Source organism: Streptomyces sp. NPDC005408 (genome assembly GCF_040606445.1).
Classification (GTDB): domain Bacteria; phylum Actinomycetota; class Actinomycetes; order Streptomycetales; family Streptomycetaceae; genus Streptomyces.
Genome location: NZ_JBEXEX010000011.1, coordinates 1 through 25,342 on the forward strand (window position 1 = coordinate 1; position 25,342 = coordinate 25,342).

General features: G+C 68.5%; 22 protein-coding genes and 2 pseudogenes. 7 read left to right on the plus strand and 17 right to left on the minus strand.

Annotated elements, in window-relative coordinates:
* Positions 1-159: pseudogene (locus ABZS64_RS13230) on the plus strand (transcriptional repressor); the annotation flags it as partial.
* Positions 160-301: 142 nt separating this feature from the next.
* On the opposite strand, the gene ABZS64_RS13235 reads toward ABZS64_RS13230, so the two are convergent.
* From ABZS64_RS13235 to ABZS64_RS13250, 4 genes are all read right to left on the minus strand, one after another.
* Entirely contained in the window at positions 302-946 is a 645-nt protein-coding gene (locus ABZS64_RS13235) for an arginase family protein (protein WP_355827524.1), read from the minus strand.
* Positions 947-1,018: 72 nt separating this feature from the next.
* Positions 1,019-2,524: an Ig-like domain-containing protein gene (locus ABZS64_RS13240; RefSeq protein WP_355827526.1), complete on the minus strand. Its 1,506-nt coding sequence runs from the start codon at positions 2,522-2,524 to the stop codon at positions 1,019-1,021.
* A gap of 26 nt (positions 2,525-2,550) precedes the next feature.
* Positions 2,551-2,997 (minus strand): hypothetical protein, encoded by a 447-nt coding sequence (locus ABZS64_RS13245; protein ID WP_355827529.1) that lies wholly within the window; start codon positions 2,995-2,997, stop codon positions 2,551-2,553.
* A gap of 173 nt (positions 2,998-3,170) precedes the next feature.
* Positions 3,171-3,818: a TetR/AcrR family transcriptional regulator gene (locus ABZS64_RS13250; protein ID WP_355827532.1), complete on the minus strand. Its 648-nt coding sequence runs from the start codon at positions 3,816-3,818 to the stop codon at positions 3,171-3,173.
* Positions 3,819-4,049: 231 nt separating this feature from the next.
* On the opposite strand from ABZS64_RS13250, the gene ABZS64_RS13255 reads away from it, so the two are divergent.
* From ABZS64_RS13255 to ABZS64_RS13270, 4 genes are read left to right on the plus strand one after another with little or no spacing between them, the layout of a single operon-like run.
* Positions 4,050-4,622, plus strand: coding sequence for a 2Fe-2S iron-sulfur cluster-binding protein (locus ABZS64_RS13255; protein WP_355827535.1), 573 nt, complete (start codon positions 4,050-4,052; stop codon positions 4,620-4,622).
* Positions 4,619-5,611 (plus strand): xanthine dehydrogenase family protein subunit M, encoded by a 993-nt coding sequence (locus ABZS64_RS13260; protein ID WP_355827537.1) that lies wholly within the window; start codon positions 4,619-4,621, stop codon positions 5,609-5,611. The genes ABZS64_RS13255 and ABZS64_RS13260 overlap by 4 nt, the downstream gene beginning before the upstream one ends.
* A complete protein-coding gene (locus tag ABZS64_RS13265; RefSeq protein ID WP_355827540.1) occupies positions 5,608-7,779 on the plus strand; it encodes a xanthine dehydrogenase family protein molybdopterin-binding subunit in 2,172 nt (723 codons plus the stop codon). Before ABZS64_RS13260 ends, ABZS64_RS13265 begins: the two co-directional genes overlap by 4 nt.
* Entirely contained in the window at positions 7,772-8,920 is a 1,149-nt protein-coding gene (locus ABZS64_RS13270; protein ID WP_355827543.1) for an XdhC/CoxI family protein, read from the plus strand. The genes ABZS64_RS13265 and ABZS64_RS13270 overlap by 8 nt, the downstream gene beginning before the upstream one ends.
* Before the next feature lie 236 nt (positions 8,921-9,156).
* Here the strand turns inward: ABZS64_RS13270 and ABZS64_RS13275 are convergent, their stop codons facing one another.
* From ABZS64_RS13275 to ABZS64_RS13285, 3 genes are all read right to left on the minus strand, one after another.
* Complete coding sequence (locus ABZS64_RS13275) at positions 9,157-10,326, minus strand: IS4 family transposase (RefSeq protein ID WP_355827546.1); 1,170 nt, start codon at positions 10,324-10,326, stop codon at positions 9,157-9,159.
* A 413-nt stretch (positions 10,327-10,739) separates the two neighbouring features.
* On the minus strand, positions 10,740-11,909 hold the full coding sequence (locus tag ABZS64_RS13280) for an IS4 family transposase (protein WP_355827549.1): 1,170 nt from the start codon (positions 11,907-11,909) through the stop codon (positions 10,740-10,742).
* An 88-nt stretch (positions 11,910-11,997) separates the two neighbouring features.
* Positions 11,998-12,825, minus strand: coding sequence for an alpha/beta hydrolase (locus tag ABZS64_RS13285; RefSeq protein ID WP_355827551.1), 828 nt, complete (start codon positions 12,823-12,825; stop codon positions 11,998-12,000).
* A 79-nt stretch (positions 12,826-12,904) separates the two neighbouring features.
* Between ABZS64_RS13285 and ABZS64_RS13290 the strand changes: the two genes are divergently transcribed.
* Positions 12,905-13,507 (plus strand): sigma-70 family RNA polymerase sigma factor, encoded by a 603-nt coding sequence (locus tag ABZS64_RS13290; RefSeq protein ID WP_355827554.1) that lies wholly within the window; start codon positions 12,905-12,907, stop codon positions 13,505-13,507.
* Positions 13,508-13,625: 118 nt separating this feature from the next.
* Here ABZS64_RS13290 and ABZS64_RS13295 read toward each other — a convergent pair whose 3' ends face one another.
* Positions 13,626-15,098: a hypothetical protein gene (locus ABZS64_RS13295; RefSeq protein WP_355827557.1), complete on the minus strand. Its 1,473-nt coding sequence runs from the start codon at positions 15,096-15,098 to the stop codon at positions 13,626-13,628.
* A gap of 257 nt (positions 15,099-15,355) precedes the next feature.
* A complete protein-coding gene (locus tag ABZS64_RS13300) occupies positions 15,356-16,024 on the minus strand; it encodes a helix-turn-helix domain-containing protein (RefSeq protein ID WP_355827560.1) in 669 nt (222 codons plus the stop codon).
* A gap of 97 nt (positions 16,025-16,121) precedes the next feature.
* Here ABZS64_RS13300 and ABZS64_RS13305 point away from each other — a divergent pair, with 97 nt between their 5' ends.
* Positions 16,122-16,559 (plus strand): hypothetical protein, encoded by a 438-nt coding sequence (locus ABZS64_RS13305; RefSeq protein WP_355827561.1) that lies wholly within the window; start codon positions 16,122-16,124, stop codon positions 16,557-16,559.
* Between the two features lie 13 nt (positions 16,560-16,572).
* On the opposite strand, the gene ABZS64_RS13310 is transcribed toward ABZS64_RS13305, so the two are convergent.
* From ABZS64_RS13310 to ABZS64_RS13345, 8 genes and pseudogenes are all read right to left on the minus strand, one after another.
* Positions 16,573-17,694, minus strand: a complete 1,122-nt coding sequence (locus ABZS64_RS13310) for a PP2C family protein-serine/threonine phosphatase (protein WP_355827563.1) — start codon at positions 17,692-17,694, stop codon at positions 16,573-16,575.
* A 255-nt stretch (positions 17,695-17,949) separates the two neighbouring features.
* Positions 17,950-18,432 carry a DUF5959 family protein gene (locus tag ABZS64_RS13315; protein WP_355827566.1) on the minus strand — a complete coding sequence of 161 codons (483 nt, stop codon included), beginning with the start codon at positions 18,430-18,432 and terminating at the stop codon, positions 17,950-17,952.
* A complete protein-coding gene (locus ABZS64_RS13320) occupies positions 18,344-19,084 on the minus strand; it encodes a class I SAM-dependent methyltransferase (RefSeq protein ID WP_355827568.1) in 741 nt (246 codons plus the stop codon). Before ABZS64_RS13320 ends, ABZS64_RS13315 begins: the two co-directional genes overlap by 89 nt.
* A gap of 197 nt (positions 19,085-19,281) precedes the next feature.
* On the minus strand, positions 19,282-20,085 hold the full coding sequence (locus tag ABZS64_RS13325) for an NAD(P)-dependent oxidoreductase (RefSeq protein ID WP_355827571.1): 804 nt from the start codon (positions 20,083-20,085) through the stop codon (positions 19,282-19,284).
* A 126-nt stretch (positions 20,086-20,211) separates the two neighbouring features.
* Positions 20,212-20,847: a TetR family transcriptional regulator gene (locus ABZS64_RS13330; RefSeq protein ID WP_355827574.1), complete on the minus strand. Its 636-nt coding sequence runs from the start codon at positions 20,845-20,847 to the stop codon at positions 20,212-20,214.
* Between the two features lie 119 nt (positions 20,848-20,966).
* A complete protein-coding gene (locus ABZS64_RS13335; RefSeq protein WP_355827577.1) occupies positions 20,967-23,030 on the minus strand; it encodes a discoidin domain-containing protein in 2,064 nt (687 codons plus the stop codon).
* A gap of 305 nt (positions 23,031-23,335) precedes the next feature.
* Positions 23,336-23,959: pseudogene (locus ABZS64_RS13340) on the minus strand (histidine phosphatase family protein).
* Positions 23,960-24,125: 166 nt separating this feature from the next.
* On the minus strand, positions 24,126-25,247 hold the full coding sequence (locus ABZS64_RS13345; protein ID WP_355827580.1) for a serine hydrolase: 1,122 nt from the start codon (positions 25,245-25,247) through the stop codon (positions 24,126-24,128).
* Between the last annotated feature and the right edge of the window lie 95 nt (positions 25,248-25,342).

A 25,342-nucleotide genomic window follows, 5' to 3' on the forward strand; every position in this document is an offset into this window, starting at 1 on the left:
CACCCGCACCAGCACCTGGTGTGCTCCAGCTGCGGCACCGTCCGCGATGTCCACCCGACCGGCAATCTGCTGGGCGACCTCCCGGCGGAGGAGCGATTCGGCTTCACGGTGTCCGATGTCGAAGTCACCTACCGCGGGCTGTGCCCATCCTGCGCCTAGCTACGTTTTCCCCTGTCCGAGGTAGGGCCGCACCGTCTCGTGAGGGATCACGAAGTCTCGCAGCGGGCAGGACTCTCATCTCCGCTTCGACAACCCGCCCGGGTCGAGTGCATGACATGCGTTGACGGATGCTGCGGCGGCCCTATGTCTGCTCCCCGTGCGGCGGTCCGTAGACCTCCGAGTCGAGGTAGGCCGCGCCGGGCATGCCTTTTCGCCGCATGGCGATCCGGGTCAGCGCCTCGAGGATGGCCCGGCGGGCGTTCATCGTAGTGGTGTAGCGGGGATCGAGGTGGGGCGCGACCTCGACGATGTCCATGCCCACGACCGGCGTCTCATGACAGATCCGGCGGATGGCCGGCAGCAGTTCGCGATTGGTCGGGCCGGGCGGTTCCGGCGTGCCGGTGCCCGGCGCGAAGGCCGGGTCCAGCACGTTGATATCCAGCGAGACGAACACATGCTCCGGTCCGTCCAGTGCCTCTTCGATGGCCTGCTGGAGCACCACGTCAAATCCGCGTCGATCGATCTCGGCCATGAAATGCGTGCGCAGTCCGTGATGGCGCATCCACTCGAGCAGTTCAGCGTCGGGGGCGATGGCACTGCGCAGGCCGATCTGGATGAAGTTGCGTCCGGGGACATGCTCGTCCTCGATCAGCCGGCGGATCGGTGTGGCGTGCGAGATGAGAGCAGCGATACCCCGGCGCGACAGGCCGCAGCAGTCAGTCATTCGGACTGGCGATCGCGAGGCCGGCCGGCCGAGGAGGCCCTGGGCGGACTGGGCAGTGGCCATGGATCCTCCTCACAGCCCAAGAGGGCGACCGCTCCGCTAACGGAACGGTCGCCCTCCTTCGGTCCTTTCCGTCTACCGGCAGTTGTGCGCGCCGCTGACGGCCGTGCCGACGGTGAGGTCGACGAGGTTGCCGGACAGGCCCGGCACCACGATGTGTGCGGCCTTGACCGTCAGGCCGGTGTCCGCGCCGGGCGTCGGTGACTGCTCGTTGACGATGATCCGGCCGCCGCCCGGGAGTGCCACCGTGCTGTTGGGCTCGGTCGGCACTGTCACCTGGGCGCCCGCGATGCGGAGCGTCATGGTCGCCGATCCAGTCGCCGCGGCGCAGGTCGTCTTCGACTCCGCGGTCACCCCGGAGATGTCGATCACCGGCACGCCCGGCAGCCCGACGTGCACCTTCTCGATCTTCGATGTGGCCCGCGAGGTGCCGGGCGCCAGGCTGGTGGTCACCTCCGGGCACAGGCCGGCGGCGCTCACCAGCAGGGTTCCGGCCGAGACCGCACAGGGCGTGTCGGTCCGGGACGCCCGCGCCGTACGGACGGGACCGGTGTCCGGTGTCGGTGCGAGGGACAGTGAGACGAGCGGGAGGTTCACCGAGCCGGTCAGGCCGGTCGCCTGTCCCGTGTAGTACTCCAGGCGCGCCTGCGCCGCGTCGCGTGAGCCCAGGTAGTACGCGTCGCCGGCGAAGTCCGCCGTCACCGGGACGGTCGCCTCCGCGTTCAGCGGCTGGTCGACCGAGGCGATGGTGCAGCGCGCGGTGCCGCGCTCGTCGGTGGCCGCCGTGCACGACTGCTTGGCGCTGCCCTCGCCCAGGGCCAGTTGCACGGTGCGGCCCTGGATCGCAGTGGTGCCCACTTCGCCCTCGGTCAAGTCGGCGGAGAGGACGGCTGGTTCGCCGTTGGCCACGCGTTTCACGCCGGTGTAGGTGAGGTTGGTGGGTAGTTTGAGGATGGTGAAGTCCACCGACGTTGCGCTGGGTTCGTACCGGGACGTGCCGGAGTAGCGCGCCTGCAGGGTCGTCTGCCCGGGTACCTCCTTCGGGGTGAGCCAGCACGCGGCGTTGCCCGAGGGATTGGGCACCGTGGTGCACGAGGAGCCGCCGAGGGTGAACGTGACGGTGCCGGAACTGACGGCGCTGTCACCGGCGGTCACGCGCGCCGAGGCGACGAAGGGTGCGTGGTATGCGGAGGAACGCGGTCCCGTGTAGGTGACGCTGGTCGCCTTGGGGGCCGGTGGGTTGGGGCCGGGGTCCTGGTCCGGGCTCAGTTTGGGGTCGAAGACGTAGTCCGCGAACGAGACCGGCCCCGCCTCAGCGGATTCCGCCTGCGCGGACGGCCCGGGAGTCGGGTTGGCCTCCCGGATCCTCTGCTCGCAGTTCTTGTCGATCGCCGTCTCACAGTTCCAGTGGAACCCTTGGGCGAACGGAATCTCCATGGTGTTCGGAGGGCTGTCCAGGTTCGTGCAGTCCTTCGACGAGCGGTGCCAGTGGAAGACGATGTTGTGCAGGTGCACGCCGTAGGCCGCATACATCCGCTGCCCCTGCGGGACATTCGCGGTGAATTCCCGCGACACGGTCATGGATTCCCTCGTCGTGACGCCCCGGCTCAATTCTTCCGATGCGGACGCCTTGAACTTGTCGATGCCGAACTCGATACCGATGCGGGAGTCCAGGTCGCGGAGACCGACAGCTCCTTGTTCTCCTGCACCGTGAACTTCCAGCGATAGCCGAGGCCGTCGGTGCTCTGCTCGGTCTTCGTGAAGTCGCGCCACATGTCCGGCCGTACCTCGTCGATCACCATGGCCAGCGGTTCCATCTCGCACGCGCCGTCCACGTTGGTCACGGTCCAGTGCTGGAGGTCGAGGTCGAGATACGCCCCGCCGATGACGTGGGGCGAGTCCGCGCTGAGCGCTCGCGTGGTCTTGGGGTTGAAGATGGCGCGCTCCGTCGTGGACCGCTGCCACTCCTGGTACGGGTTCCGCGCGTTGGGGTCGCAGGGCAACGCGTAGATGGCGCCGCTGTCGTTGCCGTCGAGGCACAGGCCGGTCTGCACGTTGACGAGCGTCTTGCCGACGCCCTACCACTGCTGGGAGTAGTTCGCGCCCATCGGGGCGCAGGGTTTCATGAAGACGTTGCCGTCGTAGTCACTGTCGAGGAGCCTTCTCGGGCAGGACCGGGCCGCGTCTTGCCCGCGCTCAAGTTCCGTGCGACCAAGGTCCGTTCAGCTCAGGCCCCTCCGTCCGACGGCCCATCCGCCCGGGACCCGTCCGCCTCAGACTCATCGCTCGCAGGTCCGCCCGCTCCGGACGCCCCCGCCCGCAGCCCGTCCATCACGAGGTCCATCAGTCGCGTCGCACGCGGCTGCCAGTCGCTGTGCGGGTCGATCTGCCAGAGCCCGGCAATGGCGAGCACGAAGTCGTCGGGGGTCAGCCCCGGGCGGATGGTGCCGGCCTCCTCGTTCGCGTTCAGCAGGAGCGTGACCGCCTGGGTCACCGGCCCGTGACCCAGCTGCGCCAGGCTGCCGTACTTGCTGGTGGTCTTGCGCAGCGCGTCGGCGAGGCCGGCCTTGGCCATGGCGTACTGGGCCAGGCGGTCCATCCACTCCCTCAGGGCCTGGTCAGGTGCGCGGGTTTGGAGCAGCTGGGCAGCGGTGTCGGCGACCTGCTGCATCTCGTAGCGGTAGACCTCCAGGACGAGGGCCTCGCGGTTGGGGAAGTTGCGGTAGAACGTCCCCTGCCCGACGCCCGCCTTCTTCGCGATCGCGCTGAGCGGGGCGTCCGCAGCCCGCGTCAGCTCGGCCAGCGCGACTTCCAGGATGCGCTCGCGATTCCGTTGCGCGTCCGAGCGCAGAGTCGCGCTCTTCTCTTCCTGCACTCGTCCTCCTTCCGGAATCACAGCCCCGCCTTGCTAACCGGACAGCTGTCCGCTAAGTTGACGACTACCGGACAGCTGTCCGTTTAGGTCCACCATAGCGGCATCCGGCCAGCGTGGCCGACCGGTGCCCATCGTCACTGGTTCATGCACCCGCAGCACCCTCTCCCTCCCGGACTGTCTGCCGGGATCGTCTCGTTCGACGCGCATCAGCAATGCGAAAGAAGGCTGATCATGGCCCCATCGACGTCCAGCGCCATCACCCTGAACATCAATGGCGAGAAATACACGCTGCCCGTCGACCATCGCACCACCCTGCTCGACGCCCTGCGCGAGCATCTCGATCTGACCGGTACCAAAAAGGGCTGTGACCAGGGCCAATGCGGCGCCTGTACGGTGCTGCTCGACGGGCGCCGGGCCGTTTCCTGTCTTCAGCTAGCGGTCGCGGCCGAGGGGCGCGCGATCACCACCATCGAAGGCGTGGCCGATGGTGAACGGCTGCATCCGGTGCAGCAGGCCTTTCTCGACCTCGACGGCTATCAGTGCGGTTACTGCACACCGGGGCAGATCTGTTCGGCCCTCGCGGTGATCGAGGAACACGCGGCGGGCTGGCCGAGCGCCGTGACCGAGGATGTCCGACCCGAAGCGGGAGTGCCTGCGCTCACCGCCGAAGAGATCCGCGAGCGGATGAGCGGCAACCTGTGCCGCTGTGGCGCCTATGTGTCGATCGTGCAGGCGGTCGCGCGGGCGGCAGAGGCAAAGGTCAACGAGGCGGCCGAGGCCGAGGTCAAGGAGGCGGCGGCATGAGGGAATTCGGCTACGAACGCGTCTTCGACGTCTCCGGAGCGGTGGCCCTGCTCGGCGCCGACCCCGACGCCCGCTTCCTCGGCGGCGGCACCAACCTCGTCGACCTGATGAAGGCCGGCGTGGAAAGGCCCGCACTGCTCATCGACGTACGTGACCTCCCTCTCGACGGAGTCGAGTTCACCCACGACGGTGGGCTGCGCATCGGCGCGACCGTCACCAACAGCGATCTCGCAGCACACCCCGACGTACGGCGTCACTACCCTGCGTTGGCGCAGGCCGTCCTGGCCGGCGCCTCGGGACAGCTGCGCAACATGGCCACGGTCGGCGGAAATCTGCTCCAGCGGACCCGCTGCGGCTACTTCACCGACCTCAGCAAACCGTGCAACAAGCGTGCCCCCGGCAGCGGTTGCCCCGCCCTCACGGGCGAGCACCACAACCATGCGATCCTCGGCGCCTCCGAGCACTGCGTCGCCACCCATCCCTCGGACATGGCGGTCGCGCTGGCTGCCTTCGACGCCGTCATCTCGTACGAAACGGCCGACGGGCCGGGCGAGTTGCCTCTTCCCCAGTTCTATCTGCCCGTGGGCGACACCCCGCACATCGAGACCGCCCTGCCGCCCGGCGCGCTGATCACCGGCGTCACCCTGCCGCCGGCCCCGGTCGCCGCCCACTCGCGGTACCGCAAGGTGCGCGAGCGCGCCTCGTACGCGTTCGCGATCGGCTCGATCGCCGCCGCCCTCGACGTCCAGGACGATGTCGTACGCGACGTGCGCCTCGCGTTCGGGGCGGTCGCGTCCCGGCCGTGGCGGGCCCGTGCGGCCGAACGGGTGCTGATCGGCGGCCCGGCTAGCGCGGAGGCGTTCGCCGCCGCGGCGGATGCCGAACTGGCCGCCGCCGAGGCACTTCCCGAGAACGGATACAAGGTGACGTTGATGCGCAACCTCGTCGTGGCCGTGCTGACCGAACTCACCGAGGAGGCGGCCCGATGACGACGCCGACCACGACGACCACAAGCTCCGCCGTGACCGGAGCCGTCGGCCGCGCCCACACCCGCGTGGAGGGCCACGACAAGGTCACCGGGGCGGCCCGCTACGCCGGAGAGATTCCGTTCGCCGAACTCGCCCACGGCTGGCTGGTGTTGTCGACCGTGGCCCGTGGCCGTATCCGCTCCGTGGAGGACGCCTCCGTCCTGGCCATGCCCGGCGTCCTCACCGTGCTGCACCACGGGAACGCGCCGCGCGTCGACACCGACTATGTGGGCATGCTGGGGCGGCCGAACCCCATCCTCGGGATCTTCCAGCACGACCGTGTGCCCTTCGTGGGCTGGCCGGTGGCGTTGGTCGTGGCCGAGACGTCCGAGCAGGCCAGGGAGGCCGCCGAGTCGCTGGTGGTTCGATACGACGAGGAGCCGCACGACGTCGCGTTCTTCGCCGGACACTCCGGCGCGTACACGCCGGAGAACAACCCGATGGTCCAGGCCGAGACGGAGAAGGGGGACGTAGAGGCCCAACTCGACGCTTCCGCCGTCGTCGTGGACGAGGAGTACACCACACCGGAGGAACACCACAACGCGATGGAGCCGCATGCGGCGACGGCTCGCTGGGACGGCGGCCGGCTCGATGTCGTCGACTCCAACCAGGGCAGCACCTGGGTGGCGGGCGAACTCGCATCGCTCTTCTCACTCGATCCGGCTTCCGTACGGGTGCGAGCCGAGCACGTCGGCGGTGGCTTCGGATCGAAGGGTCTGAGCCCGCACCAAGTGGCCGCCGTGATGGCCACGACCGTCCTCCATCGCCCGGTCCGCGTCGTACTGACCCGCCGCCAGATGTTCTCCCTCGTCGGTTACCGCAGCCCCACCGTGCAACGGATCAGGCTCGGCGCCGACGCGGAGGGCCGGCTGCGCGCGTTCGACCACCAGGCCCAGAGCCTTACATCGACCGTGCATGAATTCGTCGAGACGAGCGCCGCGATGGGGCGCGTGATGTACGACGCCGACGCGCATCACACACTTCACCGACTCGTACGGCTCGATGTTCCAACCCCGACCTGGATGCGTGCCCCGGGCGAGGCACCGGGATCCTTCGCCCTCGAATCCGCCCTCGACGAACTGGCCGAGAAGGCCGGCATGGACCCGATCGCGCTGCGCGCACGCAACGAACCCGAGACGGGACCCGTGTCCGGGCTGCCGTTCAGCAGCCGCAATGTGCTCGCCTGCTTCGAGGAGGGCGCCCGCAGGTTCGGCTGGGCGGACCGGGACCCGCGTCCCGGCCTGCGCCGTGAGGGGCGCTGGCTGCTCGGGACCGGAACGGCGGCGGCCACCTACCCCTCAGGAGTCGGCCCGTCCACGGCGGCCGTGACCGCGGAGCCGGACGGAACCTTCACCGTGCGGATCAACGCGACGGACATCGGGACCGGGGCACGAACCGCGATCACCGTGGTGGCCGCGGACGCGCTTGAGGTGGATACGGACCGCATCCGTGTGCGCATCGCGGACAGCGACCTCGGTCCGGCGATGATCGCGGGCGGCTCGACGGGCACCCGCTCCTGGGCGTGGGCGGTGACACTCGCGGCGGGCGAGCTGCGGGAGCGACTGGCCCTCGGAGCCGGCATTCCGCCGGAGGGGATCACCACCCGGTCGAACACCGCCGAGGCCATCGGCGCCCTCGCGCAGCAGGAACGGCACTCCTTCGGAGCGCAGTTCGCCGAGGTCGCGGTGGATGTCAGCACGGGCGAGGTGCGCGTGCGACGGCTGCTCGGCATCTACGCCGCGGGCACCATCGTCAACCCGCTCACCGCCCGCAGCCAGTTCATCGGCGGAATGACGTGGGGGCTGTCCATGGCCCTCCACGAGGAGGCGATCAGGGACCAGGCCTCCGGCAGCCACGTCGGCGCCGACCTCGCCGGCTATCACTTCGCCGCGCACGCCGACGTGCCGCTCATCGAGGCGGACTGGGTGGACGACCCCGTCCCGGACGACCCGGTCGGGATCAAGGGCATCGGCGAGATCGGCGTCGTGGGCGTCGCCGCTGCGATCGCCAACGCGGTGTGGCACGCGACCGGCGTACGCCACCGGGACCTTCCGATCCGTCCCGACCGCGTCCTGCGGGCGGCGGACGAAGCCCGGCGTCGGGCGGCGGAGGAAGCCCGGCGTGCTTGACATCGCCAAAGAGTTGAACCGCTGGTTCGATCAGGACCGGGACTTCGCGGTCGCCACCGTCGTGGCCGTCAGCGGCAGCGCGCCGCGCGGTCCCGGCGCCGCCCTGGCCGTCGACAGTCACGGCACCGCCATCGGGTCCGTCTCCGGCGGTTGCGTGGAAGGGGCGGTGTACGACCTGTGCGTCCAGGCGCTCCAGGACGGCCGGACGGTCCGCGAACGGTTCGGATACAGCGACGAGGACGCCTTCGCGGTGGGACTCACCTGCGGTGGCGTCCTCGAAGTCCTGGTCACGCCGGTGCGCGCGGACGCGGCGGTGTTCCAGGCAGGGGTGTCGGCCGCGGCCCGAGGAGAGGCGGCGGCACTCGCCCGGATGGCCCGGGGCCCGGGCGAACTGCTCGGCAGGGCGCTGCTCGTCCACCCCGACGGATCGTACGAGGGCAGCCTCGACGGACATCCGGAACTGGACCGGACGGCGGCGGCGGAGGCCCGCGCGATGCTGGACACCGGCCGCACCGGCACCGTCGAGATCGCGGAGGACGGGTCGCGCTGCCCGGGCGGCGTGACACTGTTCGTGGAGTCGAGGGTGCCACCGCCCCGGATGATCGTCTTCGGCGCCGTGGACTTCGCGGCGGCACTCGTACGGGCGGGCAAGTTCCTGGGCTACCACGTGACCGTGTGCGACGCCCGGCCGGTCTTCGCCACCCGCGTCCGCTTCCCCGAGGCCGACGACCTCGTGGTCGACTGGCCGCACCGCTACCTCCGGCGCACCGCGACCGACGAGCGAACCGTCCTGTGCGTACTCACCCATGACGCCAAGTTCGACGTTCCCCTGCTGGAGACGGCTCTGCGGCTGCCGGTCGCGTTCGTCGGCGCGATGGGCTCGCGCCGCACCCACGAGGACCGCAACCGGCGCCTGCGCGAAGCCGGCGTCACCGACGGCGAGTTGGCCCGCCTGCGCTCCCCGATCGGCCTCGACCTCGGCGCCCGCACCCCCGAGGAGACGGCCCTGTCCATCGCGGCGGAGATCGTCGCAGCGCGCCGGGGCGGGACGGGGGTTCCGCTGACCGGTTCAGGGACGTCCATTCACCACGACGTGGACGGGAGGCAGGAGGGCGAGGCCCGCTCCCGAGCGGCGGCGTGAGACACCCCCTAGGGCCAATGCCGTTGCGTTACGGGCTTGCGGGTTGGGGTCTTGTGATGAGGACGGCTTGAGGTCCGGTGCGGGTCGGCTGTGGCCAGGCGCGGTGTTCAGTTCGCTTGAGGTGGTAGTTGGACATCTTGCGTTTCACGACGCGGGCCTGGCTGCGGAGGCGTCTGACGGGCAGGAGCCGTTCCAGGAGGTCCTGCTCGAGCATCGCCAAGGCCCTGACCAGGAGGTCAGGGGGAAAAACTGCCCGGCGTGACGGTCACGCTGCGCCGGGCAGAGCGCAGGGTTTCGGTGAAGGAGATCCGGTCAGGGTCCAGGCCGCGAGTGGCGGCCGTTCTCAGCATGAGTTCACGCAGAGCGTGGTGGACCAACAGGTGTGCCCAGATCTGCTGGAGGGCACCGTCGGGTGTTTTGCTGCTGAGCACGACGTGTGCGCCGCGCTGATGGGTCTTGATCTCGGCGAAGACGGACTCGATCTCCCAGCGTTCGCGGTAAAGCGCGGCCAACTGCCGGGCCGGATACCGTCGGGCGTCCAGCAGGGTGGTGACCAGGCGATAGCCGTCGGTCTCACCCTCACCGGCCCGGTCCTTGAGCCGGTAGGCCAGGACACGGACCACGACCGGCGGCTCCTTGCGGGCTCGGCCGCTGCTCGCTCTGATGTGTGAGAGCCATGATCCGTCGCGGAACTGCCTGGTGACGGGCAGGACGCGGTTGGCGGGCACCCGCCACAGCAGGTCGGCGCCGGTGGCGGTGAACGCCTGCCACAACGGGACCCCGAGGAACTCACGATCGGCCAGGACGAGCTGACCTGGGCCGGCCGAACGCGGCAGGCGGCTCACCAAAGTGACCTCCCCGGTGCGGCAGCCGGCCAGTTCCGCGTCCAGCACCGCATGACTGCCGATCTCCACCAACGCTGCCATCCGCACCTGCGGAAACGCGCTCCTGCCCGACCCGCGGCCACTGCCTGGCCGTCCGAAGGCAGTCTCGTTGGCTTCGCTGTCCGCGACGTCCCAGCACGTGCCGTCGACGGCGAGCAGCCGCAAGCCCCGCCAGAACGCGCCGGGCGTCGCCTCGGTGGCCATTGGTTTCGCAGTCGTGGCGAACAGCACCCGCAGCGGCTCGGAGCCCAGCCGCTGCCGGGCTCTGAACAGGGAGGACTTCGCCGGAACACGCCAGTTGCCCAGCAGCCCCAAGCCCCGCAAGCCCTCGACGAGATGGCGCAGCACTTCCAGATACGGGGCAGGCGAGAACAGGGCCAGCCCCAGCACGAAGTACACCACCAGCCGCGCGGGAAGCAGCCGCTGACGTTGCTCAGAACGCCCGCACGCCGACACCACCCGATCCACCAAACCGGGCGGATACACCCAGGTCAACAGACCGAGACCCGATAAGTCAGACACACTCGCAGCCACCCGAACCACCCCCGGGACCCACTGCCATGCACAGTACGCCTACAGCAAAGGCAACGGCATTGCCCCTAGGGCCTGTCGTTCGGATCTTGCCGGGCTCGCGTGCCCTGGCACGGCACTCCCCCGTAGCCCTTCGGGCACGGGAGGTGCCCCCGGCCTGATCGACCGGACAGGACCTAGGCCCAATGCCGTTGCGTTACGGGCTTGCGGGTTGGGGTCTTGTGATGAGGACGGCTTGAGGTCCGGTGCGGGTCGGCTGTGGCCAGGCGCGGTGTTCAGTTCGCTTGAGGTGGTAGTTGGACATCTTGCGTTTCACGACGCGGGCCTGGCTGCGGAGGCGTCTGACGGGCAGGAGCCGTTCCAGGAGGTCCTGCTCGAGCATCGCCAAGGCCCTGACCAGGAGGTCAGGGGGAAAAACTGCCCGGCGTGACGGTCACGCTGCGCCGGGCAGAGCGCAGGGTTTCGGTGAAGGAGATCCGGTCAGGTTCCAGGCCGCGAGTGGCGGCCGTTCTCAGCATGAGTTCACGCAGAGCGTGGTGGACCAACAGGTGTGCCCAGATCTGCTGGAGGGCACCGTCGGGTGTTTTGCTGCTGAGCACGACGTGTGCGCCGCGCTGATGGGTCTTGATCTCGGCGAAGACGGACTCGATCTCCCAGCGTTCGCGGTAAAGCGCGGCCAACTGCCGGGCCGGATACCGTCGGGCGTCCAGCAGGGTGGTGACCAGGCGATAGCCGTCGGTCTCACCCTCACCGGCCCGGTCCTTGAGCCGGTAGGCCAGGACACGGACCACGACCGGCGGCTCCTTGCGGGCTCGGCCGCTGCTCGCTCTGATGTGTGAGAGCCATGATCCGTCGCGGAACTGCCTGGTGACGGGCAGGACGCGGTTGGCGGGCACCCGCCACAGCAGGTCGGCGCCGGTGGCGGTGAACGCCTGCCACAACGGGACCCCGAGGAACTCACGATCGGCCAGGACGAGCTGACCTGGGCCGGCCGAACGCGGCAGGCGGCTCACCAAAGTGACCTCCCCGGTGCGGCAGCCGGCCAGTTCCGCGTCCAGCACCGCATGACTGCCGATCTCCACCAACGCTGCCATCCGCACCTGCGGAAACGCGCTCCTGCCCGACCCGCGGCCACTGCCTGGCCGTCCGAAGGCAGTCTCGTTGGCTTCGCTGTCCGCGACGTCCCAGCACGTGCCGTCGACGGCGAGCAGCCGCAAGCCCCGCCAGAACGCGCCGGGCGTCGCCTCGGTGGCCATTGGTTTCGCAGTCGTGGCGAACAGCACCCGCAGCGGCTCGGAGCCCAGCCGCTGCCGGGCTCTGAACAGGGAGGACTTCGCCGGAACACGCCAGTTGCCCAGCAGCCCCAAGCCCCGCAAGCCCTCGACGAGATGGCGCAGCACTTCCAGATACGGGGCAGGCGAGAACAGGGCCAGCCCCAGCACGAAGTACACCACCAGCCGCGCGGGAAGCAGCCGCTGACGTTGCTCAGAACGCCCGCACGCCGACACCACCCGATCCACCAAACCGGGCGGATACACCCAGGTCAACAGACCGAGACCCGATAAGTCAGACACACTCGCAGCCACCCGAACCACCCCCGGGACCCACTGCCATGCACAGTACGCCTACAGCAAAGGCAACGGCATTGGACCTAGGCCACCTTCATCCCAGGAATGCCGCAGTGGTCGCCACGAACTGGTCGGCGTCGTCGAGCCAGGGGTAGTGGCCCGCTCCCGGCTGCACCACGAGCGTCGCATCGAGGAACAGCGCCGCGAACTCGGCCGCGGACTGAGGGGGGCTGTTCAAGTCGAACTCTCCGGCGAGCAGCAGGACAGGTACCGTGCAGTCGGCGAGTGCCGCACGAGTGGTCTGCGGGTCGAAGGCGCCCTCGGCGGCGAAGAGAGTGACAGCTTCCTTGTTGCTCGGCCGGCCGGCTGCATGGTGCTTCTGTGCCGTGGCGTCCCAACGGCCGCAGAAGAAGGGAGTGATGGCCTCCCAGTCGCTGCCCGTGCCTTCGGTGATCGCCTCCAGGGCGGCGAACGCCGCCGGGAACCAGGGCTCGTTCTTCCGCAGCTGCGCGAGCTCGCGTCGCATCTCCCCGGTGATCGCTATACCAACGGCTCGGGTACCGGGGCCGATCAGGGCGAGCTTGCTGACGTTGTTCGGGTACCGGGCCGCGTATTGCGTCGCAATATTCGTGCCGGCGGAGTGGCCGAGCAGGTCCATGGCGCGGAGTCCGAGGTGTTCGCGCAGGGCCTCGACATCGTCGACCAGGCGATCGCAGCGGTAGGAGGAGGTGTCGTCGGGAATCGCGGACCCGCCGGTGCCGCGAAGGTCCAAGACGATGAGCTTGCGGTGCGTGGAGAGGCCGCCGAGGTCGCCGAGGTAGCGGGAGTCCGTGGGACCTCCCGGGAGGCAGACGACCGGGTCGCCGTTTCCGATCACGCGGTAGGCGAGCTGGGTTCCGTCAGGCGCGGAGAAGGTAGGCATGACCTGCATCCTGCACCCCATAACCCGGTTATACAACCCGGTTATGAAGTGACGGGGTGCTCGGGTATATAACCGAGCCATGGCAGGCGAAGAGGACACGCACCAGAAGCCCGAAACGCTGACCGAGGAACAGGCCGAGCGGATGCTCGCCGGCATGAACGAGGTCATCCGTGCGGGCGAGGAGATGCGAAAGCTACGCACCGAAATGATCAAGCTGTTCGCCGGCTTCGGCTGGACCCAGGACAGAATCGCCCAGCTCACCGACATGAGTCAGCCCGCCGTGTCCAAGCAGGTGACGAAGTACAAGATGGGCGACCCGCTCCCCCCGACGCGGCTCTCCCTCGACCAGCACGACGCGCCCTGGCTCGAAGGACGCCTGTGGGGCCTCGCTGAGGAAATCTCCGAGACCTTCTACGAAACCGCCCGCTGTACGCGCTACGTCAATGCCATCGCCAGGGGGAAGAAGCGCTTCACACCCCAGAACGTCGACGAGCTGCGGCGCCTCGTCGAAGAGGACCTGATGCTGCACCAGACAGAGATGCCTGGCAGCTACCGGGCCGCTTACGACGAGATCAGCCGTGGTCTCGACATCCCCGCGAAGGTCACCACCACCGGATCAGCCTCTGTGCGTCGCACACTCGCTCACCAGATCCAGCGCGACCGGCTCAGGGACGACGCCTGAGCCTTTGCACCGCGTGCGCATCAGGCGGACCGGGCACCCGACACGTTCCCCACGGTGGGGGCGAGAAGCCCGATGCGTCTGGACGGCAGCAGGCTCTGTCCCAGGTCGGTGGTGCGGCTCAAGGGGCGATGCCCACGCCGTCGCACCGGCTCCAGGATTTCTCCTGGGCAGCGGTCATGGCCGGCCAACGCAGACCGCCCGGCCGGGGGTTGACCCGCGAGGCGTAGGCATCGGGGGCGAAGCCCGGGTCGTAGAAACAGCCTGTGCCGTACGTCCGGTCGAATGCCGTGCAGGATGCCGCGATGGACTTCGGCGTCGGCTTCCTCCCGGTGCGTACCCAGGCGTCCAGCGCCGAGATCGAGTTGGCGTACTCAGAGTTGCTCAACCCACTGTGTTCGCTCTCCCGGGTGAAGGTCTGCACCAGATTCCTCTCCCGGTGGGCGCCCTGGAGGCTGTCGCGGTAGGCCACCTCGTGCTCGACGAACGCCGTCGGATCGTCGATCGCGTGGAGAGTGAGGACCGGGATCGAGACCTTGCCGGTGATGTCGCTGTCGTAGGAGAGGTCACGCACGGCGGTCGAGTCGGCGGAGAACCGCTCAACGCCGGCGTTGAGCGCCTCGTCGTCATGGGATCCCGAATAGCGCACACCCTGATTGCCGAACGGATTACGCCCGCCCAGCCGGTTGTGCACGATGTCGCGGAAGGTGAACGTCGCGAACCGCAGATGCGACTCCAGGGCTCGCTCCGGTATTCCTGTGACGGCAAGGATGTCGTCTAGATTGCGCTGCTGCACAGCGGTCCGCTCATGCGGTGCGGAGGCGTATCCCGTGCATTCCTGCAGGCGGGCACGCAACCCCGCGGTCGTCATGGTCGAGGTAACCCTCAGCCCTTCCCACAGCGGGTACTGGGGCTCGGTCGGGCGGGGATGGTTCCGGCAGTAGTACTGGTAGACCACGCGCAGGTCCACACGGTAGTCGTACCCGCGCGAACCGCCGCCGAGGACACCGTTGGTGAGCAACGCCCCGTCGTACCGGCCGTACTTCGCCGCGCCGTAGACCTCCACGACCTTGGCGGCGACGTTGCCGCCCCAGGACTGGCCGTGTACATAGGTCCGCCTCGGCTTGCCGAACTCCTCGACAAACAGGCGGCGCAGGTTCTCGGTGTCGACGGCGGCCATCCGGGTCCCGTAGCCGCCGCGGCGATAGGACGAGCCGGCCCAGGCATAGCCTTCGTCCACCATCACCGACCAGCGATCCAGGTCGCCGATGCTGCGGTCCGGGTCGGAGCCCTCGCCGAGGTCAGGGCCTCCGTGGGCGTGCATGACGAGCGAGCCGTTCCATTCCTTGGGGATGGCGATCGCGTAGTAGGCGCCATGGGCATCCTGGCCGGTGTAACACGTGGCCTTTCCGGTCACGGCGGCCGGGCACGCGGCGGGTGTCGGTTCGCTCGCCGCCGCCGCCGAGGCGGAAGGCGGGCCGGCGAGCGAACCGACAACAAGTCCCGCGATGCCGGCCGTCACGGCTGCACGCCGGCGCCGACGGGTTCCGGACCACGTACGGATACCGGACGCGAGGGATCTGGGCCTGGACATGGGCGTGCTCCTCGTCCTCATTGGCGCACCGTTGCGCGGCAGGGGCGATGCTAAGGAAGGACGGGCAGCAATCCCATGACCTGATCATTGAGTTCTTATTGTTCATGCGGCGTGAGCCTGTTCACCCGCCCAGGCCGGAAGTCCGAGCGCGCCGTGCCCAGACGGCGAGTTGGGTGTTGGCCCTCACGCGGGGGCAGTTGTCAGCGGGCGCACCTCGCCGCACGACCTACCCAGCCAACCGCTCCGTATGCAACGGCCTATTTCCCCGAGGCCGGTTCCAGGCGGACGCAGCAGCGGCCGGGAGCGGGCGCCAGGCATGCCCGGAGCCCGGTCTCGTGCAGTCCCTCGAGGAAGCCTTCCAGCAGCTGGAGGTTCATGCCGCACACCGTCTCGGTGTGCTCACGAGCCAGCGTGTGGAATGGACAGTTCCCCAGGACCACGGCATCCCCCTCGGAGCGCGGTTCGAACCCGTACCGCTCCAGGAGGTCGAGGGCGCCGACTGCGTCCTGCGTACCGAGCTCTTTGCCCATGTCATGGGCCTTGCGGTGAAGTACCGCCCGTGGCGGCTCACCCGTGGCCTCGGACTCTTCCAACGCCTGCGCGAGCAGCCGCCCGGCGAGGTCGTAACGGCGCCCCGGCAGGCTGACGGTGACCTGCTTCGACGAACGCCGGTAGAGCTTGGCGGGCCGTCCGGCGCCCGGTCCGCTCCGTCCGCTGCGCCGTTCGTACACGACATCGAGCAGGCCTTCCTCGGCGAGACGGTCCAGATGAAACGCGGCGGTCTGCCGCGCAAGGCCCAGAGTCTCGGCCGCTTCGTCGCGACCGACCGGTGCCACTTGCCGTACGACGTGGTCGTACAGCCGTCTGCGGGTGGGCTCGTCGAGGGCGGCGACGGCCGAGAGGTCTGCGTCATGGGTCTGGTCCACGGCACAAGTGTAAAACCCACGGCCATTGACTTAAGAGAGACGGAGCTTCTATCGTCAATGAAAGTTGTAGATAGAAAATTCGAGAGAAGGAGGACCCATGTCCTCATCCGTGTCCGCGCCGCCCGTCACCCCCTGGCGGGCCGCGCTGCCCGACCCCGGCTACCAGGCGTTTCTCTGCCTGCGCATCGTGTTCACGGTGGCCCCGATCCTGTTCGGCCTGGACAAGTTCGCCAATGTCCTCGTGGACTGGCCCGGCTACCTCGCGCCCTGGATCGACGACATCGTTCCGGGCAGCGCCCAGGCAGCGATGTATGCCGTAGGCGTGATCGAGATCGTGGCAGGCCTCGTCGTCGCACTCGCACCACGATTCGGAGGCTGGCTGGTCGCCGGATGGCTCCTCGGCATCATCGTCAACCTGCTCAGCATTCCCGGCCACTACGACATCGCGCTGCGCGACTTCGGACTCCTGGTCGCCGCGGTGGCACTGACCAGGCTCGCCGACAAGTACGCCACCAGCAGGCAGGGTCGCAGCTGAGGCTTTCAGCCACCTACGCGGGAGGCTCCTGGGCCCGGGCGATCGGGCACCGCACGGCGAGGGCCGCGATGTCGTCGTCGAGCCTTCCGCCGCTGTAGTGGAGCAGGTCCCGGTGGAGCCGGTCGAGCAGCTCGCGGGGCGGCGCCGGGCGCTGCTGCCTCATCCAGTCCGGCAGCGGGAAGAACTCGCCGGCGCGATCCCGGGTCTCCGTTACGCCGTCGGTGTAGAGCAGTATCTGGTCGCCCGGGGCGAAGGCGACGGTGTCGATGTAGTACTGGTCTCCGATGAGCGTCGAGAGGTTGAGGGGCGGCGAGGCGGCGGTGGGATCCAGGACGCGGGTCTCCCCGTCGTGCACGAGCAGCGGCGGGGGGTGCCCGCAGTTGAGAAGTCTGACGTGGGCGCCGCCGTGGGGGATCTCGGCGATAAGAGTGGTGGCAAAGCGTTCCGGCAGGTCCTGGGTGGGGAAGGCAGCGCTGTGGCGGGTCATGCTGGTTTCCAGCCGATGGATGAGGCCCCTCAGGTCTGGCTCGTCGTACGCGGCCTCCCTGAAGCTGCTGATCACCGCCGCGGCCGCCCCCACCGCGGGCAGGCCCTTGCCGCGCACGTCGCCGATGAGCAGCCTGACGCCGTACGGCGTGTCGGCCGCCTCATAGAAGTCTCCGCCGATGCGGGCCTGCTCCTGGGCCGCGAGATACAGCGACTCGATCTCGACACCCGCGATACGGCGCGGCAGCGGGCGTAGCAGCACCTTCTGGGCCGTGTCGGCGACGAGCCGGACGTGGAAGAGTGTCTCCTCCCGCTGGAGCCGGACATGGCTTGCGTATGCGGCGGCCAGGGTGACCGCGACGATCGCAGCCGCTGTGTAAGGCGTCCCCAGGTCGGTGTAGACGAAGCCGAGGCCGACCATGACGAGCAGGCAGAACGTCCCCAGCAGGATCGTGGGGAGCACGGGCCACATCGCCGCGGCGAGGGCGGGTGCGGCGGGCAGGAGGCGGCTGAAGGCGATCTCCCTCGGCGTTGAGAACGCCAGGCCCGCGATGAGGACGGTAATGATCACCGGTGACAGCAGCGCAGCATCCCACCGGTCGCCGTAGGGGCGACGACGACGACGCCTGGAAGTGATCACAAAAAGCATCCTATCGACGCTAAACGGACAGCGAACCCCGACGAAGAATGCAGCTCACGCACGGTGATCAACCGCTGTTCGGGACCTGCCCCGCTCGCATACGACCCCTGCAGCGCGAGACCGCGCCCGGATCAGGCACCTGCCGGCCACGCGGGTGTAGCAGCTGGGCGCCCGACGGGGCTCGGACCGCGGCTCTGGCCTCGGCCGCCAACGCTGGGTCGTGGAGCCTGCGTTCGCCCATATCTGCTGGCGGCAGCTCTCTCCCTACGCTGACAGCATCGGGACCCAATGAGCCGTCACCCGATGCAGACGCTGCTGGTGGGCCGCAATCCAGTCGTCCGGCGGGACGACAGGGACGCGCACGGTGACCATGGACCCCGACTCGTCCTCTACGACTACCTCAGGACAGTCACGCTCGCCGTTGAGCTGGACGAAGAGGGACGGTCCCCTGTCCCACTCCATCCAGGCGACGTCCTCGCCGGCGTCGAGCCTGTTCAGCGCGACGGCCCAGCTTTCCAGCTTCGAAGCCGAAAGCACCAGGTCGATGCTGCCGGACACGAACGGTGTGCTGACCACGAGCCCGGCCGGAGCCGTGTGGTCGCGCCTGAGGAGATCTCTGGCGAGCCTTGTCAAACGGTCGCCGGCACCAGGCTCGACCTCAGACCTCGCCAACCCCTGGACGTCGTGCGAGGAAGACGAACTCCCGACCTGGCCGATCGGGCGCATCGCGAACGTCCTCCACCACATACCCCTGCGCGACCAGCTCCGCCTCGACCTCCTCCCGCTCACGGAAACGCAACGTCGAATCCGACGTCAGTACCTCCCCGTCCGCAGCGAACACGTAGGTCCAGCGGAACGTCACCAGCGGCCCACTGACCTCGAGCACCTGGACCCAGCTCTGGACCGCGCCAACGCCCGGAATCTCCGTAACGCCGTACGAAGCCTCGCGGCTCCACGCCTCCCAGGCGCGCCTGGCCGGATCCCGGGTCTCGAAGACCAGATGCCCGCCTGGCCGTAGTGCTTCGTAGGCGCCCCGCAGGGTCTTCTGCCACGCCTGTGGATCGACTATTTGCTGGGCGACGTTGGCCGTCATGGCCGCCAGGTCGACCCGCAGCGACGGGAGTGCTGTCGCATCACCGCAGATCCAGCGCACCCGTTCGCTGCCCGGCTTGGCCTGGGCCACATCGAGGGACGCCTGGGCGGGATCAACACCGACGACCTCGATCCCGCGATCAGCAAGCAGGAGCGCGAACACACCTGTCCCGCAGCCAACATCCAGCACCCGACGCGCCCCGGACTCCTCCGCGATGCGGACGTACGCCTCGAGATCGCTGCGATCGGGGTCGAGCGGGTCATAGATCGCGGCGAGCCGTGGATGCCCGAAGGCGTCGTCAACCATGCGGCCGAAGGTATACGGAGCTGACGCTCAGCAGCCTCTGAGTTTCGCCACGGGCCAGTTGGTGTCCCCCACCGTCAAAGATCTCCAGCCAGGGCCGCCGCTGGACGGCGCCGCGCGCGCAACGGCCCTGATCAGAGCCACTCAAGATCGGGGGGGGTCCTGCCGAGCAGACGCGGCTCGCAGGCATGTGACAGGGCTCAGGGCCGGATGTGCTTCAGGGTGTTTTCGGGCAGGGCATAGGGTCCTGCCTGCGGCGCCGAGGGATCGGAAGGGGCATGTGCACCGGCGATGCGCGCGGCGTGCAGTTCAGCGTTGTCAACGGGCGTGTAGGCCAGCACTGCCTCCTCGGGGAGTTCCCAGAAGCGGCGGGTGTTGGCGGAGACGGCGTATGCCGTGGCGAAGCGGGTGGAGGGCGGGGCGGTGAGTGCGGCCCGGATGAAGCCGACGGCATCGCGTGGGCTCAACCAGGTCGCGAGGTGTCGGGGCTCGGTCGGTACCTCCTCGAAGCTGCCGATGCGCAGGCAGATCACAGAGAGGCCGAACTTATCCGCGTACATCTGTCCCAGGGCCTCAACGGCCACTTTGCTCACGCCGTACAGGCCATCCGGGCGCACTGGCTCCCGCGGTCCTGTGCGGTGAGCGGTGGGATAGAAGCCGGTCACGCGATTGCTGCTGGCCAGCACCACGCGTGCGATTCCCGCGCGCCGGGCGGCTTCCAGGACGTGCTGGGTGCCCAGCACATTCGCTTCCAACAGGTCGGGAAGGGGCGCCTCATCCGGCAACCCGCCCAGGTGAAGCACGGAGTCGGCACCAGCGAGCGCCGACTCCACAGCCACCGGATCACGCAGGTCGACGACGTGGGTCTCTTCGTGTGCTGCCTGCGCCTGGAGCGGTACGCGGTCCAGCAGGACCAGCCGATCCGCTTGGCTTCGCAGTGCTCCCCGTACGACCGAGCCGATGTTCCCTGCCGCACCCGTGACGGCGACCGTTCCCAGGCCCACTGCTACTCCCCCACACCTCGACAACGCCCTGATTCTGGCAGCCGTTGATCTCCACTGTCGCTCGTGTTCTCTGTGGCGAGTGGGTGCGGACTCAACGAGCCCCAATGGGGAGGCCCAGGGGGCCGCTCAGCATCTCGGCGAAACGACTCCGGCGGCGGCCTGTCGGACCTCGTCGCGGACGAGGCTGACGACCTGGTCGGCGATCGTGTCGAGGATGCCGGCCGCCACTGTGTCGTCGCCGAGGACGAGGAAGTTCAGGGTCAGTCCGTCTGTCATGGCGGCCAGATAGCGGGCCAGCACGGGGACTTCTACCCGGAGTTCGAACTTCATGCTGTCACGGAGTTGTTCGATGAGTTCGGTGTAGGTGTCGGAGTACAGCTCGTACTGCCGTCGTGCCAGATGCTCGAACCCCGGCTGGCGCAGGGCGTACTGCGTGAGTTCGTAAGTGAGCATGTGCTCCCCGGGGTTGGCGGACACATGGTCCCAATAGGCCTGGAATCCTGCCCGGATGGTCTCCCGAAGGGTGGCCTTCGGCCGGATCGCCTCCTTCACCACCGTGACGTAGTGATCGGTGATCGCCGTGATGACTGACTCGAGCAGGGACTGCTTGGAGTCGAAGCAGTAGTGGAAGACGCTCAGTGAGACCCCTGCTTCGGCGGCGATGGACCGGGTCGTCGTCCTGGAGACACCGTCGCGGGTCATCGCGCGGATCGCTGCCTCGATCAGCTGTCGGCGCCGTTCGGCCGACGGCATCCGTGCCATGTGGTTCCCTTCGCTCTTGTGCAGCACCGGAGCACGCAGGCGGGGCCCGCCGGGGCCTGCCGAATCAGGAGCGCTGATCCAGCAGGCCCCGGCCGCCCTCAGGCACGCTGATGGTGCCGTCAGCTGCTGTAGATGCCCACTTCCTGGAGCGAATAGCCCCACTGGGTGCCGCGCTCCAGCCCGTGGATGCGTACGTAGCGGGCTGACGTTCCGGTGAACTGCGCCGTGTCCAGGCCGCCGTCACCGGCGGTGGTGGACCATACGGACTGCCAGTTCGTGCCGTCCGTGGAGACCTCGATGCGGTACGCCTTCCCGTAGGCGCGCTCCCAGCCGAGGGTGACGCGCTTGATCAGGCCGGCGGTCCCCAGGTCGATCCGGAGCCACTGGTCGTCGCTCCAGTCGCTCGCCCAGCGGGTGTCCGCGTTGCCGTCCACGGCCCGGTCGGGTGCGTAACTCGTGACCAGGCTCCACTCCGACGAGCTGGCCGAGGCGGACGAGCCTGCGGCAAGGTTCACCCCGGCCTTGTGCTTCTCGGACGCCCCCCAGGTGTCGAGGTAGGACTCGGCGCCCCGGAGGAGGTCGTCCACGACGCCCTGGCCGCCGACGAGCCGTATGTCCTCCAGCCAGTCAGGGACCAGGCCGTAGTGTGCGGCGCCGTCGGTGTTGATGTCCCACGTGCGCTCGCCTGTGGTCTGCCTGTCGATGACGGCGCTGCCGTCGACGCTGCGGAAGGGATACCGCACCGGGTTCGGGGTGTCTGCGCCGCGGGGGCCCGGCCAGCCGCCGACGCCGTTCATGTCGGTGCCATAGCCATAGCCGACGTTGTACTTGTCGCGCAGCGCGTCCGTGCGCTTCGCCTCCGCGCTGAACGCCTCCGCGCCGTTCATGTACTGGGCGACGAAGCCGCCGAGACGGTAGACCCGCTCGGTCCAGCTGAGGTCCATCCAGCTGTGTGAGGAGATCACACCCGGGTACGACTCGGACTCGAGGATGTCGAAGGCCTGGCCCGCTGCCTTGACTCCCATGTGGTCGATCTCCAGCATCATTTTGCGTTTCATCATGCCGCGCACGGCGTACTCGCCGAGCTCGGTGAGACCGCGGGTGTTGCACTGCGCGTCAGCGGCGTACGAGGGGACTTTCACGCCCGGCGGGAGTTCCTTCTCCGCCTGGGGCGCCGACGCGATGCCGATGGGGTTGTCGTGCTGCGGCCCCCTGCACTTCTCCGTCTTCCAGAAGGTGCCGGTCGACAGGAACTGGCCGACGTTGATCGCCGTACCGAGGGTGCCCTCGTCGAAGCGGACCCCACACAGGGCGTTGTCGAACTTGTGGCACAGGAACATGCTGCGTACGCCGAGCTTGTGGAGCTCGTCCAGACCGCGGTCGATGTCCTGCTTGCTGCACTGCGCGACGTCGAGGATCTGCTTGCAGCCGAACGGCTCGGAGGTCTCGACCCCCAGAACGACGGCAAGCTTGCCCTGCTGGATGACCTCGCGGGCCTGCGCGGAGTCGGTGACGATCCTAAACCAGCCCTTGCCCGGTCCGCCGTACATCTTGTCGATGAACGCCTGCATCTCGTACGTCTTCTGCGCCTGCAGACGGATGGAGGTCATCTCGTCGCAGCTGCGGTCCTTGAAGAAGTAGACCGAGCAGATCACGCCGTTGGTGACCAGGTCGTTGACGAGCACTCGCTGACCGCCGCGCCAGGCCCGCTCGACCCAGGCGTAGTAGTTCTGCTGGTGGGTCAGCGAGTCATGAGCCGGCCAGTCCTTGAACGTCGGCCATCCGTTGGGGTCGTGCTTGCCGTCGCCGCCTTTGGTGATGAAGTCGAAGATCGCGAGCGAGCCGTCAGGGTAGTGCTCGGGGCAGTCCTTGAGCGCGTCCGCGACCCCCAGTTCGGAGAACGGCTTGCCACAGATCAGCCGGCCGCCGAAGCCCTCGTTGGACATCAGGTGGTTGTGTGCGTCGACGAAGCCCCGTACCTGTCCTTGGGAGTCAGTCCCCTTGAAGGGCTCGCCCGTGACATTGATCTGGGAGTCGGGCGCGGGCCGCGCGGCCGGGGTCCACCAGCCGGACTCGGCCGAGGAATTGGGCGCTGTGCTGAGAACCATGGCCACCACGGTCAGGAGCAACGACAGAACCGCGATGGGCCTGCGTTTGCGGTGCGAGTGTCGAGTCACGGTCATCACTCATGCCTTCGCTGTCATCGCTCATGCCGTTGGTGAGCGGATGGTGGGGGTCGAGGAGTGGAGGCAGTTCGGGGGCCACTCCCCGCTGAGGGCGGGCTGCTTGTCATGACCCGCGCAAGCATTGCGATGAGAATCGCCACTGTCACACTCGGAGTCAATAGTCCGGGACGGGTGACCTGATGGCTCGGCGGATCCGCCGAAATCGCCGAGCGGACAGGGTGGACGGCGCTCCAGCCTCCAGCCAGGCAAGTACTGCGGAACCTTGTGCCATTGGCTGCTTACGCAGCCGGTGACAGCTGCCCTCAGATGTGGAGGTCGGGCGGGAAACCGGTCCAGCGGAGCTCTCGGGGAGGTGCCCCATGTCGTTGTAGAAGACCATGCAAGCGGGCCGACCGGGCGCGTATCGGATGACGGTCAACGCGGCATTGGCGTGGTTGAGGCCCACCCAGCGCCACTTCGGCGCTTCGAGGGCCGCCCGGACGAGCCAGCCGATGAGGAAGGCGTGGGTGACGATCAGCTCGTGGCGAGGCCAGTCACCGTCAACAGGTCCGGTGAACTGGGCGAGGGCTGCCTGAGCCAGCTTCGGACCGTGTTCGCGCTCTGCGGCCGGGAACTGAGCCAGGCGGCCGAGCATGGCGTCGGCTGACTGGGCAGGCAGCTCTTGTCTCTGCGGCAGGTAGGGGATGTAGTCCCCGGCCAGTTCCGACGACTGCAGGGAAACGTCGTCGAGTTGGTCGCAGATCAGCCGGGCAGTCTGTTCCGCTCTTGGTAGAGGGCCATGATGGATCGCTGAGAGGGGACTGTGCTGAAGCCGCTCACCCAGCAGTACGGCCTGGCGGCGGCCCTTGTCCGTCAGCTTGCTCTCGTCCCGGGGAGGCCTCGCCGTGCCGCGCGAGGCAGAGGTGGCGAATGGCTGTTCCAGTCACGTGCGAGGTCCTCTGTCATCTTTCATGATCTTCCGGATGCCCCGACGGACGCGCACAGTTGCCGTGCGGTTGCGCCACCGGAGGACGCCGCGTGCCGGCCACGGCCTGAACGACCTGACCGCCGCACAAGCCCTCTGGCCGCCCACCGGCAATGACCACTGGTCTGTCATGGGGCTCGGGTGATGGCGCGCAGGGCATCGAAGGTTTCCTGCTCGTCCTGTTGGTCGCCGTAGTCGCTGAGTTTGACGATCACCGTGTGTGCGGCGGGGTTGACGTAGATGTACTGCCCGTACACACCCACGGCCGAGAAGTCCTGGCCGTCACCCCCGCTGGGGTGCCACCACTGGGCGGAGTAGCCCCAGCCGTCCACCTGGTGGGCAGCGGGCGTGGCAATGCGCTTGATCCATTCCTTCGGAACGATCTGCCGGGTGCCGACCCGGGCCCCGTCCAGGACGAGTTGCCCGACCTTGGCGTAGTCCCGGGCGGTGGCATTGATGCAGCAGAACGCCTTCTCCGTGCCGCCGTCCCGGTCCAGGTTCCAGGTCGCGCTGTCCTGGGCGCCCATCGGCTCCCAGATGTTGCGCGCCAGCAGGTCGGCCAGTGGGCGCCCCTCGACCTTGGCCAGGACCTGGCCGAGCAGTTCGGTGTCGACACTGCGGTAGGTGCCTTTGCTGCCCGGCGGATACTGCAGCACGCGGTGGTCTCGCATGAAACCAGGCAGGTCGCGGGTGAGATACATCCGGGCAGTACCAGTCAGCGGGTAGTACTCCTTGTAATTCTCCGGCACATCCACCCCGGAGGTCATGTCCAGCAGGTGGCGCACCGTGATGGAGTCGAAGTCCCCGCCGGTCTTCAGCTGCGGCAGGATGTCCACCAGACGATCCTGTTCGCGCAGTTTGCCTGCCCCGATGGCCTGCCCGGCCAGCAGCGACACCACCGACTTGGCCGCCGACCAGGAGGACAGCCGGGTGGTCGGGCCCATGCCCTCGCGGTACCACTCGTGGGTCAGCCGTCCGCCGCGCAGGACCAAGAACGCGTTGGTACGAGTGGTGTTCAGGAACTGCTGCACCGGTATCCGTTCCCCCTTCCACGGCACGGTGTCAGGCAGCGGCGTGCTGCGCACTGGCAGAGGAGCCGCATCGGGTGAGGCCGACACCGTGCGGCTGGGGAACAGGGTGCCCTGCTGCGAGGGGTCGGTGGTCATCAGCCGCAGCAGAGTGGGCGGGGAGGGGATGTTCAGCAGTGCGGTGGCGGCATAGGAGGCGGCGACCAGCACTGCGAGAGCCACCGGCAGCACGATGACACTGCGCCGCGCCCCGCGGCGCGCCCACACCCGCGAGATCCGCGAGATCCGCGAGGGACCTGGATCCAGCTGTGCTGCAG